Consider the following 13,929-nt stretch of genomic DNA (forward strand, 5'->3'; position numbering starts at 1 on the left):
TCAGAGCTCTCGTTGTAGTCGGGCCAGGAATTCTTGCGTGCGCTCGGGCGGCTCTGCGGAGGCCGCCATGCTGTCGAAACGACGGGTGAACCGGTCGACTTCGCGGCGCTTGTCCGACGTGAGCGCTCCGCTCCAGCTGTCGATCTGGACTCGGGCCGGTAGCGGGTCGCCGAAATCGAGGATCGCGAAGTCGCTCACCGAGCGGTAGCCGTTCTGGAACGGCAGTACCTGGAGCGTGATGTGTTCCAAGGATGCCATCTTGACCAGCTTCTCGTACTGCTCGTGCATCACCTCCGCCCCGCCGACCGGGTAGCGCAGAGCGGCCTCGCCGAGGATGGCGCGCAGCTTGACCGGGTTCTCCCGGGTGAGGCATTCCTGCCGCCTCATGCGCACTTCCACGGCGCTGCGGATGAACTCCGACGTGGTCTCCTCCACCGGCTTGTTCAGGTCGTGGATGGCTTGCGCGTACTGGCGTGTCTGGAGCAAGCCGTAGACCAGCGTGGGGTGGTAGATCCGCATGCTCTTGGCCTCTGGTTCAAGGCCGACGAAAGCTGGCATGCCGGGCTTCATCTGCCCTCGGTACTGCGTCAGCCAGTCCTGACGGGATGTCTCCCGGTTGAGGGCGACGAACGAGTCGACGACCTCCTCGTCCGTAACGCCGTACTTGGTCAGCGCCTTCCGTAGGTCGCCTACGTTGCGGAAGTTCAGGGCCCCGTTCTCGATCCGCAGCAGCGACGCCTCCGAGATGCGCAGTCCTTGGACCGCCTGCTTGCGTGTCAGCCCACACTCCTCCCTCAACTGTCGCAACTGAAGGCCGAGTTCCAGCCTCTGTCCGGTCCGCCCACGCTTGGCTGCCATGTGCACCGCCCGCGTTCCCTTGTGCGTGTCACCTGCCCTTGCGTGCGGAGTGTGACACCTCGTGTGCGGCTGTCGCAGCCGGATGTGCAGATTCGCGCATAGTCCATTTTTCCCCGTCCCTGAAATTTCAGGGAAGTTCGATTGTGAGCGAACGGGGGTGCCCGCAACGGTAGTTGCGTGACCAACCCCACGGCTCCGCAAGCGCGCAGCGCTCTCCCCACCCGAAACTGGTTCTCCAGCTATCCCCTGACCCCCGCCTCCGCCCGCCTCGCGCGACAGCACACCCGCCTTCGGCTGGCCGCCTGGCGCTGGCCGGGCGACCTCGACGACGCCGTCCTCGTCGTCTCCGAACTCGTCGCCAACGCCGCCCGCCACGGCAAGGTGACCGGCCACCACCTCTGGCTGCGCCTCGCCCTCGCCGAGGACGACGAGCTGATCGTCGACGTTTCGGACCCCAGCCGGGAGTTCCCCGGGTTCGAGGGCGGGACCACCACCCCCGGCGAGGGCGGCCGCGGCCTCCTCGTCGTACGTCAACTCGCCCATGAACTGGAGTGGTTCCTGCGGGACGGGCAGGGCAAGACCGTCCGCGCCAAGCTGCCCCGCAGGGGGTGAGGGCGGGCGGGTGGGGAAGTCAGGCGCCCCGCTCCGGCACCCGCCCCGACGCCGCCTCGCAGGCCACCTCGCAGGCCACCTCGGCCACCAAGCTCTCCGCCTCCGCCGGAGGCAACCCCGCCGCGCAGAGGAACGTGACCGCCGCCGCCCGCCCGGCCTCCTCCGCCGCCATGAGGCCGTCGTTCACGGTCTCCATCAGGGCGAACATGATGTTCTCGACGACGTAGGCGAGGGCGTTCGCGGGCATCGGGGAGACGAACCGGCCCTCGTCCAGGCCCCGTTGGAGCATCGCGGTGCCGCGCTCGTGGACGGGGGCGAGGCGTTCCCGGATGCCCTCCATGGCGATGGCGCGCTGCGCGAGGGAGATCAGCAGGCGGTAGCGGTCGGTGACGTCCCAGACGGCGAGCATCGCGCTGGCGACGGCACGCGGCGGGTCGTCGATGCCCTCGTACCCGGCGGCGTGCGCGGCACTGACCGCCTCGACGGCCTCGTCGAGGATCGCGGTGACGAGGGCGTCACGGCTCGGGAAGTGGCCGTACACGGTGCGGCGTACGACACCGGCGGCGCGCGCGATCTGGTCCATGGACGCGTCCGGGTCCCGGGTCAGCTCGGTGAAGGCGACGTCGAGGATGCGGCGACGGTTGGCGTCGGCGCGGGCCTGCGCGGCGGAGACGGCGACGGGCGCGGCGGCGGCACCGGCGGCGGCCCCCGCGGAGGGCGCGGCGGCGGCACCCGCCGAGGGGCCTGCGGGAGGCACGGACGGCGTCGGCGTCGGCTGCGTACGGCTCATGGGCCCATTCTGCCGCCCCACGGGTACTTGCACAGCGATGTGCAACACAGTCGCTCATCGCGTACATTGCACAGAGACGTGCAATTGCACAGTGCTGTGCAAGTACTGTGCTGGCGACATTCTTGCGAGGGGTGGACCCGATGCCTTTGCTGATCAAGGAGCCGGTCGAGCGGATGGACCGGCCCTACGCCCGCCGCTGGTGGGCGCTGGGCGTGCTGTGCCTGAGCCTGCTGATCGCCGTCATGGCGAACACGGCGCTCACGGTCGCGGCCCCGGACATGACCCGCGACCTCGACTTGTCCAGCTCCGACCTGCAGTGGGTCATCGACGCCTACACCGTCCCGTACGCGGCCCTGATGCTGCTGTTCGGTGCGCTCGGCGACAAGTACAGCCGCCGTGGCGCCCTCGTCCTCGGGCTCGTGGTCCTCAGTGCGGGAGCCGGGGCCGGGGCACTCGCCGACAGCTCGACCCTCGTCATCGCCGCACGCGCGGTGATGGGCGTGGGCGCGGCCATGATCATGCCCGCGACGCTCTCGCTGCTGGCCTCGACGTTCCCGCGCGAGGAGCGGGCCAAGGCGATCACGCTGTGGGCGGCGACGTCCGGCATCGCGATCGCCGCCGGACCGCTGATCGCGGGCGCGCTCCTGGAGCACTACGGCTGGGCCTCGACGTTCCTCATCGACATCCCGGTCGCGGCGGTCGCGGTCGTCGGCGCCTTCGTCCTCGTACCGCCGTCGAAGGCCGTGACCACCGGCCGCATCGACTATGTCGGCGGGCTGCTGTCCGTCGTCTGGATCGGCGCGCTCATCTACATGATCATCGAGGGGCCGGGCTTCGGCTGGGGCGCGAGCGCGGTGACGGCCGCCGTGATCGCCGCCGTGGGCCTCGCCCTGTTCGTCGTCTGGGAGCTGCGGCACCCGCGGCCCGTCCTGGACGTGCGGAAGTTCGCCGAGCGCGGCTTCTCCGGCGCCAACCTCGCCGTCGCCCTGTTCTTCGTGGCCGTCTTCGGTGCCTTCCTCTACCTCACCCAGCACCTCCAGTTCGTGCTCCTGTACGACCCGCTGGAGACCGGTGTCCGCATGCTGCCGCTGGCCGGAGCGGTGTTCGTGGGCACGGCGCTGACCGGCGTTCTCACCCCGCGCCTCGGTGCGAAGGTCATGGTGACGGCGGGCATGGTCGGCGGCACCACGGCCCTGGCCCTGCTGACGGCCACCGACGCCGGTTCCACGTACGGCGACTTCGTGCCGGCCCTGATCATCCTCGGCGTGTCCCTCGGCTTCGCCGTCTCGCCGTGCACGGACGCCATCATGGGCGCCTTCCCGGAGTCCGAACTCGGCGTCGGCGGCGCCGTCAACGACACCTCCCTCGAACTCGGCGGCTCCCTCGGCATCGCCGTCCTCGGCTCGGTGCTCGCCACCTCGTACGCCGACGGCCTCGCCGACGAGACCAAGGGCAGCAAGCTGCCGGCGTACGCCCTTGACCAGGCGCAGGACTCCGTGGGCGCGGGCGGCGGCGTCGCCCAGGCCATCGGCGGCCAGGCCCGCAAGCTCGCCGAGCAGGCCGGGGCGCCCGGTACCACGCCCCAGAAGGCCGCCGAGCTGAAGGCCCAGGCGGGCGAACTCGCCCAGGGCGCCGAGCAGATGAAGCACGCGGTGGGCTCGGCGTTCTCGGACGCGGTGGCGCACACGAGCCTCGTCGGGGCCGTGGTCCTGGGCGCGGGAACGGTGATCGTGGCCTTCCTGCTGCCGAGGAAGGGGCAGGAGAAGCGGCAGCCCGCCGAGGCGGCCTCCGAGAGCGCCCGGGAGACGGCCAAGGAGCCGGTGGCGTAGGGGCGGGGCCCGTCCGACGAGTCCGCGCGGTGTCGTGGACCCGTCGGACGGGCCTCAGTCGCGTGGTGCGTCGGACCGGGCCGCGGCCTGGTTCTGTCGCCACTGGTCCATGGCCTGCCGCAGCGCCTCGTTCACGAGCAGGAGGAACTCGGCGGAGGAGCCGAAGCGGGCCCCGGCCGGGGTCGCGGCGCCGAGCACCTCCGTGCCGCGCTGCGACGCGGCCGCGAGCACGTCGTTCATCTGGAACGCCGCCAGCGTGGACCGGAGCCAGATCTCGTCGTCGACGACATAGCGTTCGCGGCGCGCGCCGGGAGCCCGGTCCCGCGTGATCATCCCTTGCTCCTCAAGGAAGGTGACCGCGTGTGAGATCGACGCCGGGCTGACCCGCAGCCGCTGGACCAGTTCGGCGGCGGTGAGGGCGCCGGAGTCGGCGACGAGCAGGCTGGCGAGGACCCTGGCCATCATCCGGGGAAGCCCCTGTTGCACGAGGAGTTCGGTGAAGGACTCCGTGAAGTCCTGGACCGCCCGCGGGTCGCGCCCATGGCTGCTCTCGGGCAGTGGCGGTGCCGCCGGCGGATCCTGTTTCTGGCGGCGCGCGCGGTGCCGGGTCGCCTCCTGCGCGCGCTCCGCCCCGTAGCCCTCGGGGCCGCCGTTGCGGGCGACCTCCCGCATGATCGTCGACGCGGGCCGCTCCAGGCGGCGGCCGATCTCCGTGTAGCCGAGCCCCTCCGCCAGTCCCGCGGCGATGAGCCGCCGGTCCTCATTGGTGAGTCTGCCTCCGGGCATCGGTGTTCCCCTCCGGTTCTGTGGCCCCGCGCGGGCCTCGGCGCCCGCACCTGCGCAGTATGCGTTCATTCACAGCCCATTGCAATCACGGTACTGGTCGCCCATTGCATTCAGCTCCAGACTCATTGCAATATATTTCTGTGAGTCGCTGCTTTGGTGGGCTGTTCGGCCTTCGCTGACCTTTGACGGATCGGTGAATGCAATGTACCTTCGTGCTCGTTCAGTGATTGCTGAACGCAGGAGACGGTACGCAGGGGGTTCGTGATGGGCAAGGGCAACGGCTTCTCCGAGGCAGGGCTCGACCGGCTGCGCGAGGTGCTGGCGGGGCACGTCGAGTCCGGCAGGATCCCCGGGCTCGTCGCCCTGGTCGGCCGGGGCGACGAGACGCACGTCGAGGCGGTCGGCACGATGCGGCACGAGGGCGGCGCGCCGATGCGCCGGGACACGATCTTCCGGATGGCGTCCACGTCCAAGCCGGTCACGATGGCGCCGGTGATGGTCCTGCTCGACGAGTGCAGGCTGCGCCTCGACGACCCGGTCGACGAGTGGCTGCCCGAACTCGCCGACCGCCGGGTCATGAAGCGGATCGACGGCCCGCTGGACGACACCGAGCCCGCGCGCCGGTCGATCACCGTACGAGACCTGGTCACCTCCACGTTCGGGCTCGGCATCGACCTGACGGCGATCGGCACCCCGATCATGAACGCGGTCTTCGCGAGCGGCGTCTTCAGCCAGGGCGCGACACCGCTGCCCGGCCCCGATGCGTGGATGAGCGCCCTCGGCGAACTGCCCCTGATGCGGCAGCCCGGACAGCACTGGCAGTACCACCTCAGCCACGACGTGCTCGGCGTGCTCGTCGCCCGTGTCACGGGGCAGCCATTCGAGACCTTCCTGCGCGAACGCGTCCTGGACCCGCTGGGCATGAAGGACACCGGCTTCCACGTCCCCGCCGACAAGATGGACCGGCTGCCGCCCAGCTACGCCCCCGACCCGGAGTCCGGCGCGTTCACCGTCTGGGACGAGGCCGCCGGCGGGCAGTACAGCTCACCCCCGCCGTTCCAGGCGGGCGGCGGCGGTCTGGTCTCCACCGCCGACGACTACCACGCGTTCTTCCGGATGCTGCTGAACGGCGGCACGCACGGCACCGAGCGGATCCTGTCCCGGCCCGCCGTCGAGCTGATGACCACCAACTGCCTCACGCCCGAGCAGGAGAAGGCCCGCACCGCGCTGGCCCGCGACAGCGTCCAGGTGTCCTTCGGGCAGGGCCAGCAGGGCGGTTGGGGCTTCGGCATGGCGGTCCGCACCTACCGCGGCGACTACGCGCCCATCGGCCAGTTCGGCTGGGACGGCGGCACCGGCACCTCGACGTACGCCGACCCGCACACGGGCCTCACCGGGGTCCTGCTGACCCAGGTCGGCCTGACCACACCGCACCCGGCGCGGCTCATCCACGACTTCTGGACCACGCTCTACCAGGCGATCGAGGACTGAACCCGGCCCGCCCGCACGGCCCCGCACCGCCTCTCACACTCTCGTACCGACTCGAAGGAGCACACCACCATGTCCGTCAACCTCACCGCCCAGGACAAGTCCACCCTCCGTGCCGCCGCGTACGGCGCCGTCGCGCTGATGGCCGCCGCCGACGCCGCCGGGAAGCCCGGCAGGATCGCCGCCGAGGGCTCCATCGCCCTGACCTCCGCGACCGGCCTGGTCGGGCACGTCCTCGCCGAGTACCCGAAGGACAGCGACCTCGGCGGCAAGTCCGTGGCCGACCTCGCCGACCGCGTGCTGCCGGACCTGACGGCGGCCATGGCCCTGCTCAAGAAGCAGGACCCGGCCGAGGCCGACAACTTCCGCACCACCGTCCTCGTCGCCGCCGAGACCGCCGCCCGGGCCGCCAAGGGTCAGCCGAGCCCGGTCCTGGTCGACATGGGCCGCAAGATCACCGAAGCCCTCGACGCCGCCTGACGGCAGGCGGGGTGAGGGAGGGGGCGGGCCCGTACGGGCCCGCCCCCCGGCATTTCCCCGGCTGGGACGCGTGATCTCCCCGGCTAGGACGCGTACGGGATCCGTACGAACGACTGATTCCCGGTGCCGACCGTGCTCGCGGCGTTGCCGATCGCGTTCCACACCTCGACGCGCACGGTGCCGTTCGTCATCGTGCCGTGTGCGCCCGTGGCCGATGCGAGCCCCTTGGACTGGGTGTAGTGCTCATATCCCGGTACCGGATCGGTGGCGAAGTACCGATACGTCTCGGTGCGTTCCCAGGAGCCGTCGCCCGTCCGGTCGTAACTCACCCGCACCTGCTGGCCGTTGGCGACAGCCGAGCCCGCGTCGACGAGCAGGTCGAACTCCGTTGCCCCGCCGCCGTAGGTGCCGTTCACGCCGGTGGCCGTGAACGTCTGCGGGCTGTGCGGGGTGCCGTCGTGGTTGGCGCCGCCCGCCGAGGCGAGGGTGGTGGCCGCGGCGGACCCCGTCGACTGGCCGAGGGTGCCGCCCGGGCGCAGATGCAGGGTCGCGGGCGTGCCGGGGTCGCCGCCCCCGCCGCCGCGCGTCCACACCGCCACATAGTCCACGGCCATCGCGCGGCCCGGCGCGGTGGCCGCCACCGGGGTCGCCCGGCCCGCGACGCCGTCGGGGAACGCGCCGCCCATCGCCACGTTCAGGAGGATGAAGTAGCCCGCGTGGCTCGTCATGTCGTTCCACGCCTCGGCGCCCACCCGGTTCTCGTCGACGCTGTGGTACAGCTGCCCGTCGACGTACCAGCGCAGGACGTTCGGGCTCGCCGACCGGTCCCACTCGAAGCGGTACGTGTGGAAGGCCGACTGGCACGAGGCGCCCGGGCAGGCGCGGCTCGCGCCGATGCCGTTCGTCTCGTTGCAGGGGCCGCCGGGGTTCACCCCGCAATGCAGCACGCCCCACACCGAGTTGATGCCGTTGACGTTCTCCATCACGTCGAACTCGCCGATGCCCGGCCAGTTCCAGTAGTTGCCCCGGTAGGGCGCGCCCAGCGCCCAGAACGCGGGCCAGTAGCCGAGGGCCTGCTCGCCGGTGACGTTCGGCATCTGGATGCGGCCCTCGATGGCGAGGGTGCCGCCCGCAGGGGCCTTGAAGTCGGCGCGCTTGGTCTCGATCCGGGCCGAGGTCCAGTTGCCCGCGCCGTCCCGCAGCGGGGTGATGCGCAGATTGCCGTTGCCGTCCAGGCCCAGGTTGTCGGGGGACGAGGTGTAGTTCTGGATCTCGCCCGTGCCCCAGTTCGGCGGGCCGCCCGGGTAGTTGTGGCCGGTGTCGATCTGCCAGTTCGCGGCGGAGGGCAGCGAGCGGGCGGGGCCGTTGAAGTCGTCGCTCCACTGCAGGGTCCAGCCGGGGGCCGGGGGGACGTCGCCCCGCGCCTCGGCGGGGCTCAGGAGCGCGGCGCACAGGCCCGCGGCGGCGAGCCCGGCGAGGAGGGGGGTGGTGCGTCTCGTGCGGAAGAGGCGGCTCGTGCGGCTCGTGCCCATGGGGCACCTCCGTGAGGCTGGGGGTGGTGGGGCGGGGACGTGGGGCGGATGGCACGGTGACGCTGTTCGCTGAGAGCGCTCTCAGGGTTTTGTAGTTGTGGGCGGCGGTGCCGTCAATGGCCGTACGCCGTCAACTTCCCGAAGGGGGTGGGGAGTTCGCCGTCGGGAGTCGCCGACGGGGCCGACCGGGTCCGGTGCGTCCGCAATCCGGTTGCGTCCCGCCCCGGCCGCCCCGCAGGCTGAGAAGCCATCACTGGTGCGCCGCCTGACCAGCGGCAGCCGACGCGGCCTCACAAGGAGTGGACGACCATGGACCAGGGGGAAGACGGCGTGACGGAGATCGCGGTGGGGGGCCCGTCCGGCGACGGGAGCGCCGGGTTCGAGCGCGTGAGCCAGCTGTTCGAGGAGTTCCTGGAGGCCGTCGCGCGCCCGGCGAGGACCGACGGCACGGACCGGGACCTCACCGCGCGCCTGCGCGACCACCTCGGCATCGAGCCCGGCGAGGCCCCCGTGGTCAAGGCCACCTACGCGGCGTACGACCATCCGAACGTCCACCTCGCCCTGGAGCGCTGGTTCACGGCCGATTCGCGCTCGTACGAACTCCTCGGCATGACGGGCTCCGACCACCGCAACCACTACTCGCTCTCGGAGATCATCGAATCCGCCGACCGCCACGACCGGTTCGTGGTCGGCGCCGTCGACTACACCCACCTGCCGATCTCGCCGGACGACGAACTCGCCTGCGTGTCCTTCGGGTTCTACCTCGGCACGGAGCGCACCCCCGACGGCGCCGAGGAGCGCTGCGTCGCCCTGCTGCGTGGCCCGAACGAGGACTACGGCCGCGAGAAGGTCCAGCTGGAGGTGCTCGCCGCGTCCCGCGACACCGCCCGGCGGCTGCTCGCCCGCGTCGACGCGTATCTGACCGAGCACAACATCTTCCGCGGCCAGGTCCTGTCCTTCCAGGGCGACGCCTTCGGCGAGGGCCTCGGCCCGTTCCGCTTCCACCGCCGCCCGGGCCTGACCCGCGACGACATCGTCCTCCCCGACGGGCTGCTCGACCGGGTGGAGCGGCAGGTCGTGGGCGTCGCCCGGCAGCGCGAGCGGTTGCGCGCGGCGGGCCAGCACCTGCGCCGCGGCCTGCTCCTGTACGGTCCGCCCGGCACCGGCAAGACGCACACGATCCGCTACCTCCTCTCCGGCCTGCCGGACTTCACCGTCGTCCTGCTCTCCGGCACCACCATCGGCGCCATCGGCCCGGCCTGCGCCCTTGCCCGGATGCTCCAGCCCGCCCTCGTCGTCCTGGAGGACTGCGACCTCATCGCCGAGTCGCGCGACTTCGGCGGCGGTGAACAGCCTCTGCTCTTCCAGGTGTTGAACGAGATGGACGGCCTCGGCGACGACGCCGACGTGGCGTTCCTGCTCACCACCAACCGCGCCGACCTCCTGGAGCCCGCCCTCGCCCAGCGCCCCGGCCGCGTCGACCTCGCCGTCGAGATCCCGCTGCCCGACCCGCTGGGACGGCGCCGCCTGCTCGACCTGTACGGCGGCGCGCTCGGCCTCGACGAGGAGGTCCTCGCGGAGGCCGTCGAGCGCACGGAGGGCACGACGGCGTCGTTCGCGAAGGAGCTGGTGCGGCGGGCCGTGCTGATCGCCGCCGAGCGGGACGCGGACACCGGCGCCGAGGACGTCCGCGCGGCCGTCGGTGAACTCCTCTCCGACCAGGACCAGTTGACGCGTCGGCTGCTCGGGGTGTCGGTGGACGAGGACCTCGACGACCCGGAGGACGACTTCGCGTTCGGTGACGAGGGCGACGATGACGATGACGGCGGCGGGGGCGGCGGTTCCGGTGGCCGCCGCCCGCGCCCCCATCGTCCCGGCCCGGGGCGCCCGGGCGAGAACGGCGGCGGGTTCTTCACCGCGGCGTCGTACCGTCCGCTGCCGCGACGCCTGCCGTGACGGTGGGGGTGCGGTGACGGCTGCGGCGGGGTGACGGCTTCGGGCTTCTGATGGCTACGGACCGGTGGTGATGTCCCACAGGCGGATCACCCGGTCCTGGCCGCCGCTGGCGAGGGTGCTGCCGTCGGGGCTGAACGCCAGACAGAGCACCTCGCCCGTGTGCCCGGTCAGGGCGATGCGCCGGTCGCCGGTTTCCGGGTCCCAGAGGCAGATCAGGCCGTCGCGGCCGGCGGTGGCGAGGATGCGGCCGTCCGGGCTGAACGCCAGGGCCATCGTTCCCTGGGCGTGCGCGTCCACGGTGCGGCGGTCCTCGCCCGTGTCCGGATCCTTGAGGTGGACGAGCAGGTCGCCGCGCGGGGCGGTGGCGAGGATGCGGCCGTCCGGGCTGAACGCCAGGGCGGTGTCGGCCGTCCGTCCGGGGATCTCCCAGCGCGGCTCGCCCGTGGCCATGTCCCAGAGACGCATCGTCTTGTTCTGGCCGCCACCGGCCACGCCAAGGCCGTCGGGGCTGAACGCGACCCGCGTCACCCAGGAGCCGGGCCAGCGCATCTCCCGTCCCGCGAACCCGGTGTGCGCGTTCCAGAGCCGGATCGCCCCGTCGCTGCCGCCGACGGCGAGGGTGCGGCCGTCCGGGCTGAACGCCACGGAACTCACCACCCTGGACCAACCCGGGTACTTCACGGTCATGCGCTCCACGAACGCCTGCCTGTCCCAGAGGCGTACGTATCTGCCGCAACCGGTCGCGAGGGTGCGGCCGTCCGGGCTGAAGGCCACGAGCGCGTTGTGGGAGCTGCCCATGGGGAGCGGATTGTGCGTTTCGCCGTTGTCCGGGTCCCACAGGCGTACGCAGGTGCCGCCGCCGCCGGACGCGAGGGTGCGGCCGTCGGGGCTGAACGCGAGGGACAGCACGGCGGTGCGGTGCCCGGAGAGGGTGCCGCGACCCTTGGCGGTGAGGACACTCGCGAGGGCGCCTCGCCGGGCGCCGGGGGTGGGGGCAGGGGCAGGGGCAGGGGTGCGGACGGGGGCAGGTGCTGTCGGCGGCGCGACCTCGGTGCCCTCGGACGGTCCGGTCGGCGTGGCCGGTTCGCGGGCGGGTGAGGTCGGTTCGCGGGCGGGCGCGGCAGGTCCGTGGGCGGGTGAGGTCGACTCGCGGGCGGGCGCGGTGCGTTCGTGGGCCAGGGCGGCCAGCTCGCTGGCCAGCGCCGCGGCGTCCGGTCGGTCCCCGGGATCCTTGGCCAGCAGCGCGAGCGCCAAGTCGGCCACCGGAGCCGGGAGTTCGGGGCGCAGCTCGCACGGCGGCCGTGGGGTCTCCGTCACGTGGTGGTGCATCAGGGCGTACAGGGACGCGTCGGCGGTGAACGGCGGCCGTCCCGTGAGCAGTTCGTACAGGACGCAGCCCAGGGAGTACAGGTCGGCGGGCGCGTCCGGATCCTCGGCGCGCCACTGCTCAGGCGCCATGTACAGCGGCGTGCCGACGACATGGCCGACCGTGGTGAGCGCGGCCGAGGCGTCGGCGGAGCGGGCGATGCCGAAGTCGCAGATCTTGATGTGGTCGCCGGGCCGCACGAAGAGGTTGCCCGGCTTGAGGTCGCGGTGGACCACGCCGCTCTCGTGCGCGGCGGCGAGGGCGACGGCCGTCTGGCGTGCCAGGTCGACGGCCCGCGCGACGGGCAGGCCCGCGCGGTGTCCTGCCATCAGGCGTGCCACGTCCTGGCCGCGCAGCAGCTCCATGACGATGAACAGGAACCCGTCGTGCTCCCCGGCGTCGTGCACCACGGTGATCCCAGGGTGCTGGAGCCCCGCGAGGGTCGCCGCCTCCCGCTGGAAGCGCCGCACCGCGTCCGTGCGGACCGGCGTCGGCAGGACCTTGACGGCGACGTCCCGGCGCAGCAGCGAGCGGTCCCGGCCCAGCCACACCTCGCCCATGCCTCCGCGGCCGAGCAGCTCCTTCAGCTCGTAGCGCCCGGCAAGGGTCACCCCGGACAGTTCCATGCGCGCTCCCCGTGCTCCTCCCGGATGCCATGAACGTACGACATGAGGCAGTCGTGGGAAGGGAGTTGACGGGATCTTCGGTCACCGTGCCGTACCGCTCACCGCACCGGCGGCCTCGCGTGCTCGTGCCGCAGCAGCCGCGCGATCGCGGGGACCGGGAACAGGAGCAGTGCCAGGTTCGGGATCCACCACGTCGGGGACCAGTCTCCGCGCAGTGCCCAGAACACGACGGCCTGGAGCCCGGCCGTGCTGGTGAGGGTGAGCGAGACCAGCATCAGGGGGCGCCAGGCGATCCGGTGCGGGCGGCCGTCGCGGCGCGCGCGGCGGCACAGGTGCAGGGACGCGAGTCCGGTTGCGCTCGCGGCGACGTCCAGCGGCAGGAACGAGTAGTTCCAGTCGCTCATCACCGGGTCGTCGTAGTCCTTGTACGCGTACTCGGCGGGGATGAGGCCGAGCAGCGCGGCGCTCCAGTACACGAGGAAGCCGACGTCGGTGACCAGCATGGCGACCTTGACGGCGGTGAAGCCGGGGGTGGCGGGGCGGTCGGTGCGGGGCCGTGGGGGTGCCTGGACCATCAGTGCTCCAGGCCTCCGCCCACGTACATGACCGCCACGCCGAGCGCGATGAGCAGGGCGCCCGCGACCGTGGCGAGGCGGACGCTCTCGTCGAACAGGAGCACACCGCCGACCAGCGCGCCGATGGTGCCGAGGCCGGACCACACCGCGTACACGGGGCCGACGTCGAGGGTCTTGAGTGCCTGGGCGAGGAACACGAACGCGGCGCCGTAGCCGAGGACCACGAGGATGCTCGGGCACAGGCGGGTCAGGCCGTGCGAGGCGCGCAGGGAGAGGGTGGCGGCGATCTCGGAGACGATGGCGCCCGCGACCAGGAGGATGCCCATTATCCGACCTCCTCGGTCAAGTCGGTGAGCAGACGGCGGAGTTGGCGGTGGTCCTCGCCCTTGGGGTCGGCGAGGCCGAGGAGGCGGGCGGTCCACCAGCCGTCGACGGCCATGCGGACGAGTGTGGCGACGCCCGGGGGCAGGCCGTCCTGCTCCAGGCGCAGCTGCCATGTTCGATAGCGCTCCTGGAGGATGTCGAGCACCTCAGGGCCGTTGGCCGCCGCGAGGAGGGCGACCGGGACCGAGTCGGACGCGGTGGTCTCGCCCTCGGGGGCCTCGGCCGGGATCGAGGCGTCGAGCCAGGCGCGCGCGAACACGCCCGGTGGTGCGTCCGGGCCCGGCAGTACTTCTTCGAAGCGGTCCGCGAGCCGCTCCACCACTCCCTGTACGAGGGCCAGCTTGGTCGGGAAGTGGTAGAGCAGGCCGCCCTTGCTCACGCCTGCCTCCGCCGCCACCGCGTCCAGGCGGATGGCGTCCACACCCTGCTTGACCAGGAGTCTCTCCGCCGCGTTCAGGAGCCGGTTGCGCACGCCTCACACCGTCTTTCGGTCTCGGTCGTTCTTCTTCTCTGGTCACTTGCCGATCGCTCGCAGATCATTTCTGATCGCTTGCGGATCACTTGCAAAGATCGCTGATCTTCTTTTCGATCTTGTTTTCCGTGGTCATGTTCCGAGTTTCCGACCGGCTGGACGGTCGAATGCAGGC

Annotated in this window: 13 protein-coding genes; 5 read left to right on the forward strand and 8 right to left on the reverse strand. The window is 71.9% G+C overall.

All coding sequences use genetic code 11. The annotated features are described in order from the left end of the window. Positions 1-858, reverse strand: coding sequence for a helix-turn-helix domain-containing protein (locus tag ACZ6AA_RS05240; RefSeq protein ID WP_471456341.1), 858 nt, complete (start codon positions 856-858; stop codon positions 1-3). A gap of 177 nt (positions 859-1,035) precedes the next feature. On the opposite strand from ACZ6AA_RS05240, the gene ACZ6AA_RS05245 reads away from it, so the two are divergent. Continuing rightward, entirely contained in the window at positions 1,036-1,470 is a 435-nt protein-coding gene (locus ACZ6AA_RS05245; protein WP_471456343.1) for an ATP-binding protein, read from the forward strand. 19 nt (positions 1,471-1,489) lie between these two features. On the opposite strand, the gene ACZ6AA_RS05250 is transcribed toward ACZ6AA_RS05245, so the two are convergent. Further along, complete coding sequence (locus tag ACZ6AA_RS05250) at positions 1,490-2,260, reverse strand: TetR/AcrR family transcriptional regulator (RefSeq protein ID WP_471456345.1); 771 nt, start codon at positions 2,258-2,260, stop codon at positions 1,490-1,492. 140 nt (positions 2,261-2,400) lie between these two features. Here ACZ6AA_RS05250 and ACZ6AA_RS05255 point away from each other — a divergent pair, with 140 nt between their 5' ends. Further along, positions 2,401-4,089: an MFS transporter gene (locus ACZ6AA_RS05255; protein WP_468452302.1), complete on the forward strand. Its 1,689-nt coding sequence runs from the start codon at positions 2,401-2,403 to the stop codon at positions 4,087-4,089. 54 nt (positions 4,090-4,143) lie between these two features. Here ACZ6AA_RS05255 and ACZ6AA_RS05260 read toward each other — a convergent pair whose 3' ends face one another. Next, complete coding sequence (locus ACZ6AA_RS05260; protein WP_468452300.1) at positions 4,144-4,875, reverse strand: GbsR/MarR family transcriptional regulator; 732 nt, start codon at positions 4,873-4,875, stop codon at positions 4,144-4,146. A 264-nt stretch (positions 4,876-5,139) separates the two neighbouring features. On the opposite strand from ACZ6AA_RS05260, the gene ACZ6AA_RS05265 reads away from it, so the two are divergent. Continuing rightward, entirely contained in the window at positions 5,140-6,366 is a 1,227-nt protein-coding gene (locus ACZ6AA_RS05265; RefSeq protein WP_471456348.1) for a serine hydrolase domain-containing protein, read from the forward strand. A gap of 69 nt (positions 6,367-6,435) precedes the next feature. Beyond that, entirely contained in the window at positions 6,436-6,843 is a 408-nt protein-coding gene (locus ACZ6AA_RS05270; protein ID WP_468452296.1) for a hypothetical protein, read from the forward strand. 83 nt (positions 6,844-6,926) lie between these two features. Here the strand turns inward: ACZ6AA_RS05270 and ACZ6AA_RS05275 are convergent, their stop codons facing one another. Then, entirely contained in the window at positions 6,927-8,375 is a 1,449-nt protein-coding gene (locus ACZ6AA_RS05275) for a glycoside hydrolase family 16 protein (protein ID WP_468452294.1), read from the reverse strand. 309 nt (positions 8,376-8,684) lie between these two features. Between ACZ6AA_RS05275 and ACZ6AA_RS05280 the strand changes: the two genes are divergently transcribed. Continuing rightward, on the forward strand, positions 8,685-10,331 hold the full coding sequence (locus ACZ6AA_RS05280; RefSeq protein ID WP_471456351.1) for an AAA family ATPase: 1,647 nt from the start codon (positions 8,685-8,687) through the stop codon (positions 10,329-10,331). A 54-nt stretch (positions 10,332-10,385) separates the two neighbouring features. Here ACZ6AA_RS05280 and ACZ6AA_RS05285 read toward each other — a convergent pair whose 3' ends face one another. The 4 genes from ACZ6AA_RS05285 to ACZ6AA_RS05300 all read right to left on the reverse strand — a co-directional run bounded on the left by ACZ6AA_RS05285 (position 10,386) and on the right by ACZ6AA_RS05300 (position 13,754). Beyond that, positions 10,386-12,323 carry a WD40 repeat domain-containing serine/threonine protein kinase gene (locus tag ACZ6AA_RS05285; RefSeq protein ID WP_471456352.1) on the reverse strand — a complete coding sequence of 646 codons (1,938 nt, stop codon included), beginning with the start codon at positions 12,321-12,323 and terminating at the stop codon, positions 10,386-10,388. Between the two features lie 98 nt (positions 12,324-12,421). Then, on the reverse strand, positions 12,422-12,898 hold the full coding sequence (locus tag ACZ6AA_RS05290; RefSeq protein ID WP_471456354.1) for a DUF5360 family protein: 477 nt from the start codon (positions 12,896-12,898) through the stop codon (positions 12,422-12,424). Next, positions 12,898-13,224, reverse strand: coding sequence for a DMT family transporter (locus ACZ6AA_RS05295; protein ID WP_385712346.1), 327 nt, complete (start codon positions 13,222-13,224; stop codon positions 12,898-12,900). The genes ACZ6AA_RS05290 and ACZ6AA_RS05295 overlap by 1 nt, the downstream gene beginning before the upstream one ends. Then, a complete protein-coding gene (locus ACZ6AA_RS05300) occupies positions 13,224-13,754 on the reverse strand; it encodes a TetR/AcrR family transcriptional regulator (RefSeq protein ID WP_471456357.1) in 531 nt (176 codons plus the stop codon). The genes ACZ6AA_RS05295 and ACZ6AA_RS05300 overlap by 1 nt, the downstream gene beginning before the upstream one ends. Between the last annotated feature and the right edge of the window lie 175 nt (positions 13,755-13,929).

It is taken from the genome of Streptomyces sp. NPDC040610, assembly GCF_055594065.1.

Coding starts and splice junctions, on each gene's coding strand:
- ACZ6AA_RS05240 (WP_471456341.1), bottom strand. CDS start 858: ATGGCAGCCAAGCGTGGGCGGACCGGACAGAGGCTGGAACTCGGCCTT.
- ACZ6AA_RS05250 (WP_471456345.1), bottom strand. CDS start 2,260: ATGAGCCGTACGCAGCCGACGCCGACGCCGTCCGTGCCTCCCGCAGGC.
- ACZ6AA_RS05255 (WP_468452302.1), top strand. CDS start 2,401: ATGCCTTTGCTGATCAAGGAGCCGGTCGAGCGGATGGACCGGCCCTAC.
- ACZ6AA_RS05260 (WP_468452300.1), bottom strand. CDS start 4,875: ATGCCCGGAGGCAGACTCACCAATGAGGACCGGCGGCTCATCGCCGCG.
- ACZ6AA_RS05265 (WP_471456348.1), top strand. CDS start 5,140: ATGGGCAAGGGCAACGGCTTCTCCGAGGCAGGGCTCGACCGGCTGCGC.
- ACZ6AA_RS05270 (WP_468452296.1), top strand. CDS start 6,436: ATGTCCGTCAACCTCACCGCCCAGGACAAGTCCACCCTCCGTGCCGCC.
- ACZ6AA_RS05275 (WP_468452294.1), bottom strand. CDS start 8,375: ATGGGCACGAGCCGCACGAGCCGCCTCTTCCGCACGAGACGCACCACC.
- ACZ6AA_RS05280 (WP_471456351.1), top strand. CDS start 8,685: ATGGACCAGGGGGAAGACGGCGTGACGGAGATCGCGGTGGGGGGCCCG.
- ACZ6AA_RS05285 (WP_471456352.1), bottom strand. CDS start 12,323: ATGGAACTGTCCGGGGTGACCCTTGCCGGGCGCTACGAGCTGAAGGAG.
- ACZ6AA_RS05290 (WP_471456354.1), bottom strand. CDS start 12,898: ATGGTCCAGGCACCCCCACGGCCCCGCACCGACCGCCCCGCCACCCCC.
- ACZ6AA_RS05295 (WP_385712346.1), bottom strand. CDS start 13,224: ATGGGCATCCTCCTGGTCGCGGGCGCCATCGTCTCCGAGATCGCCGCC.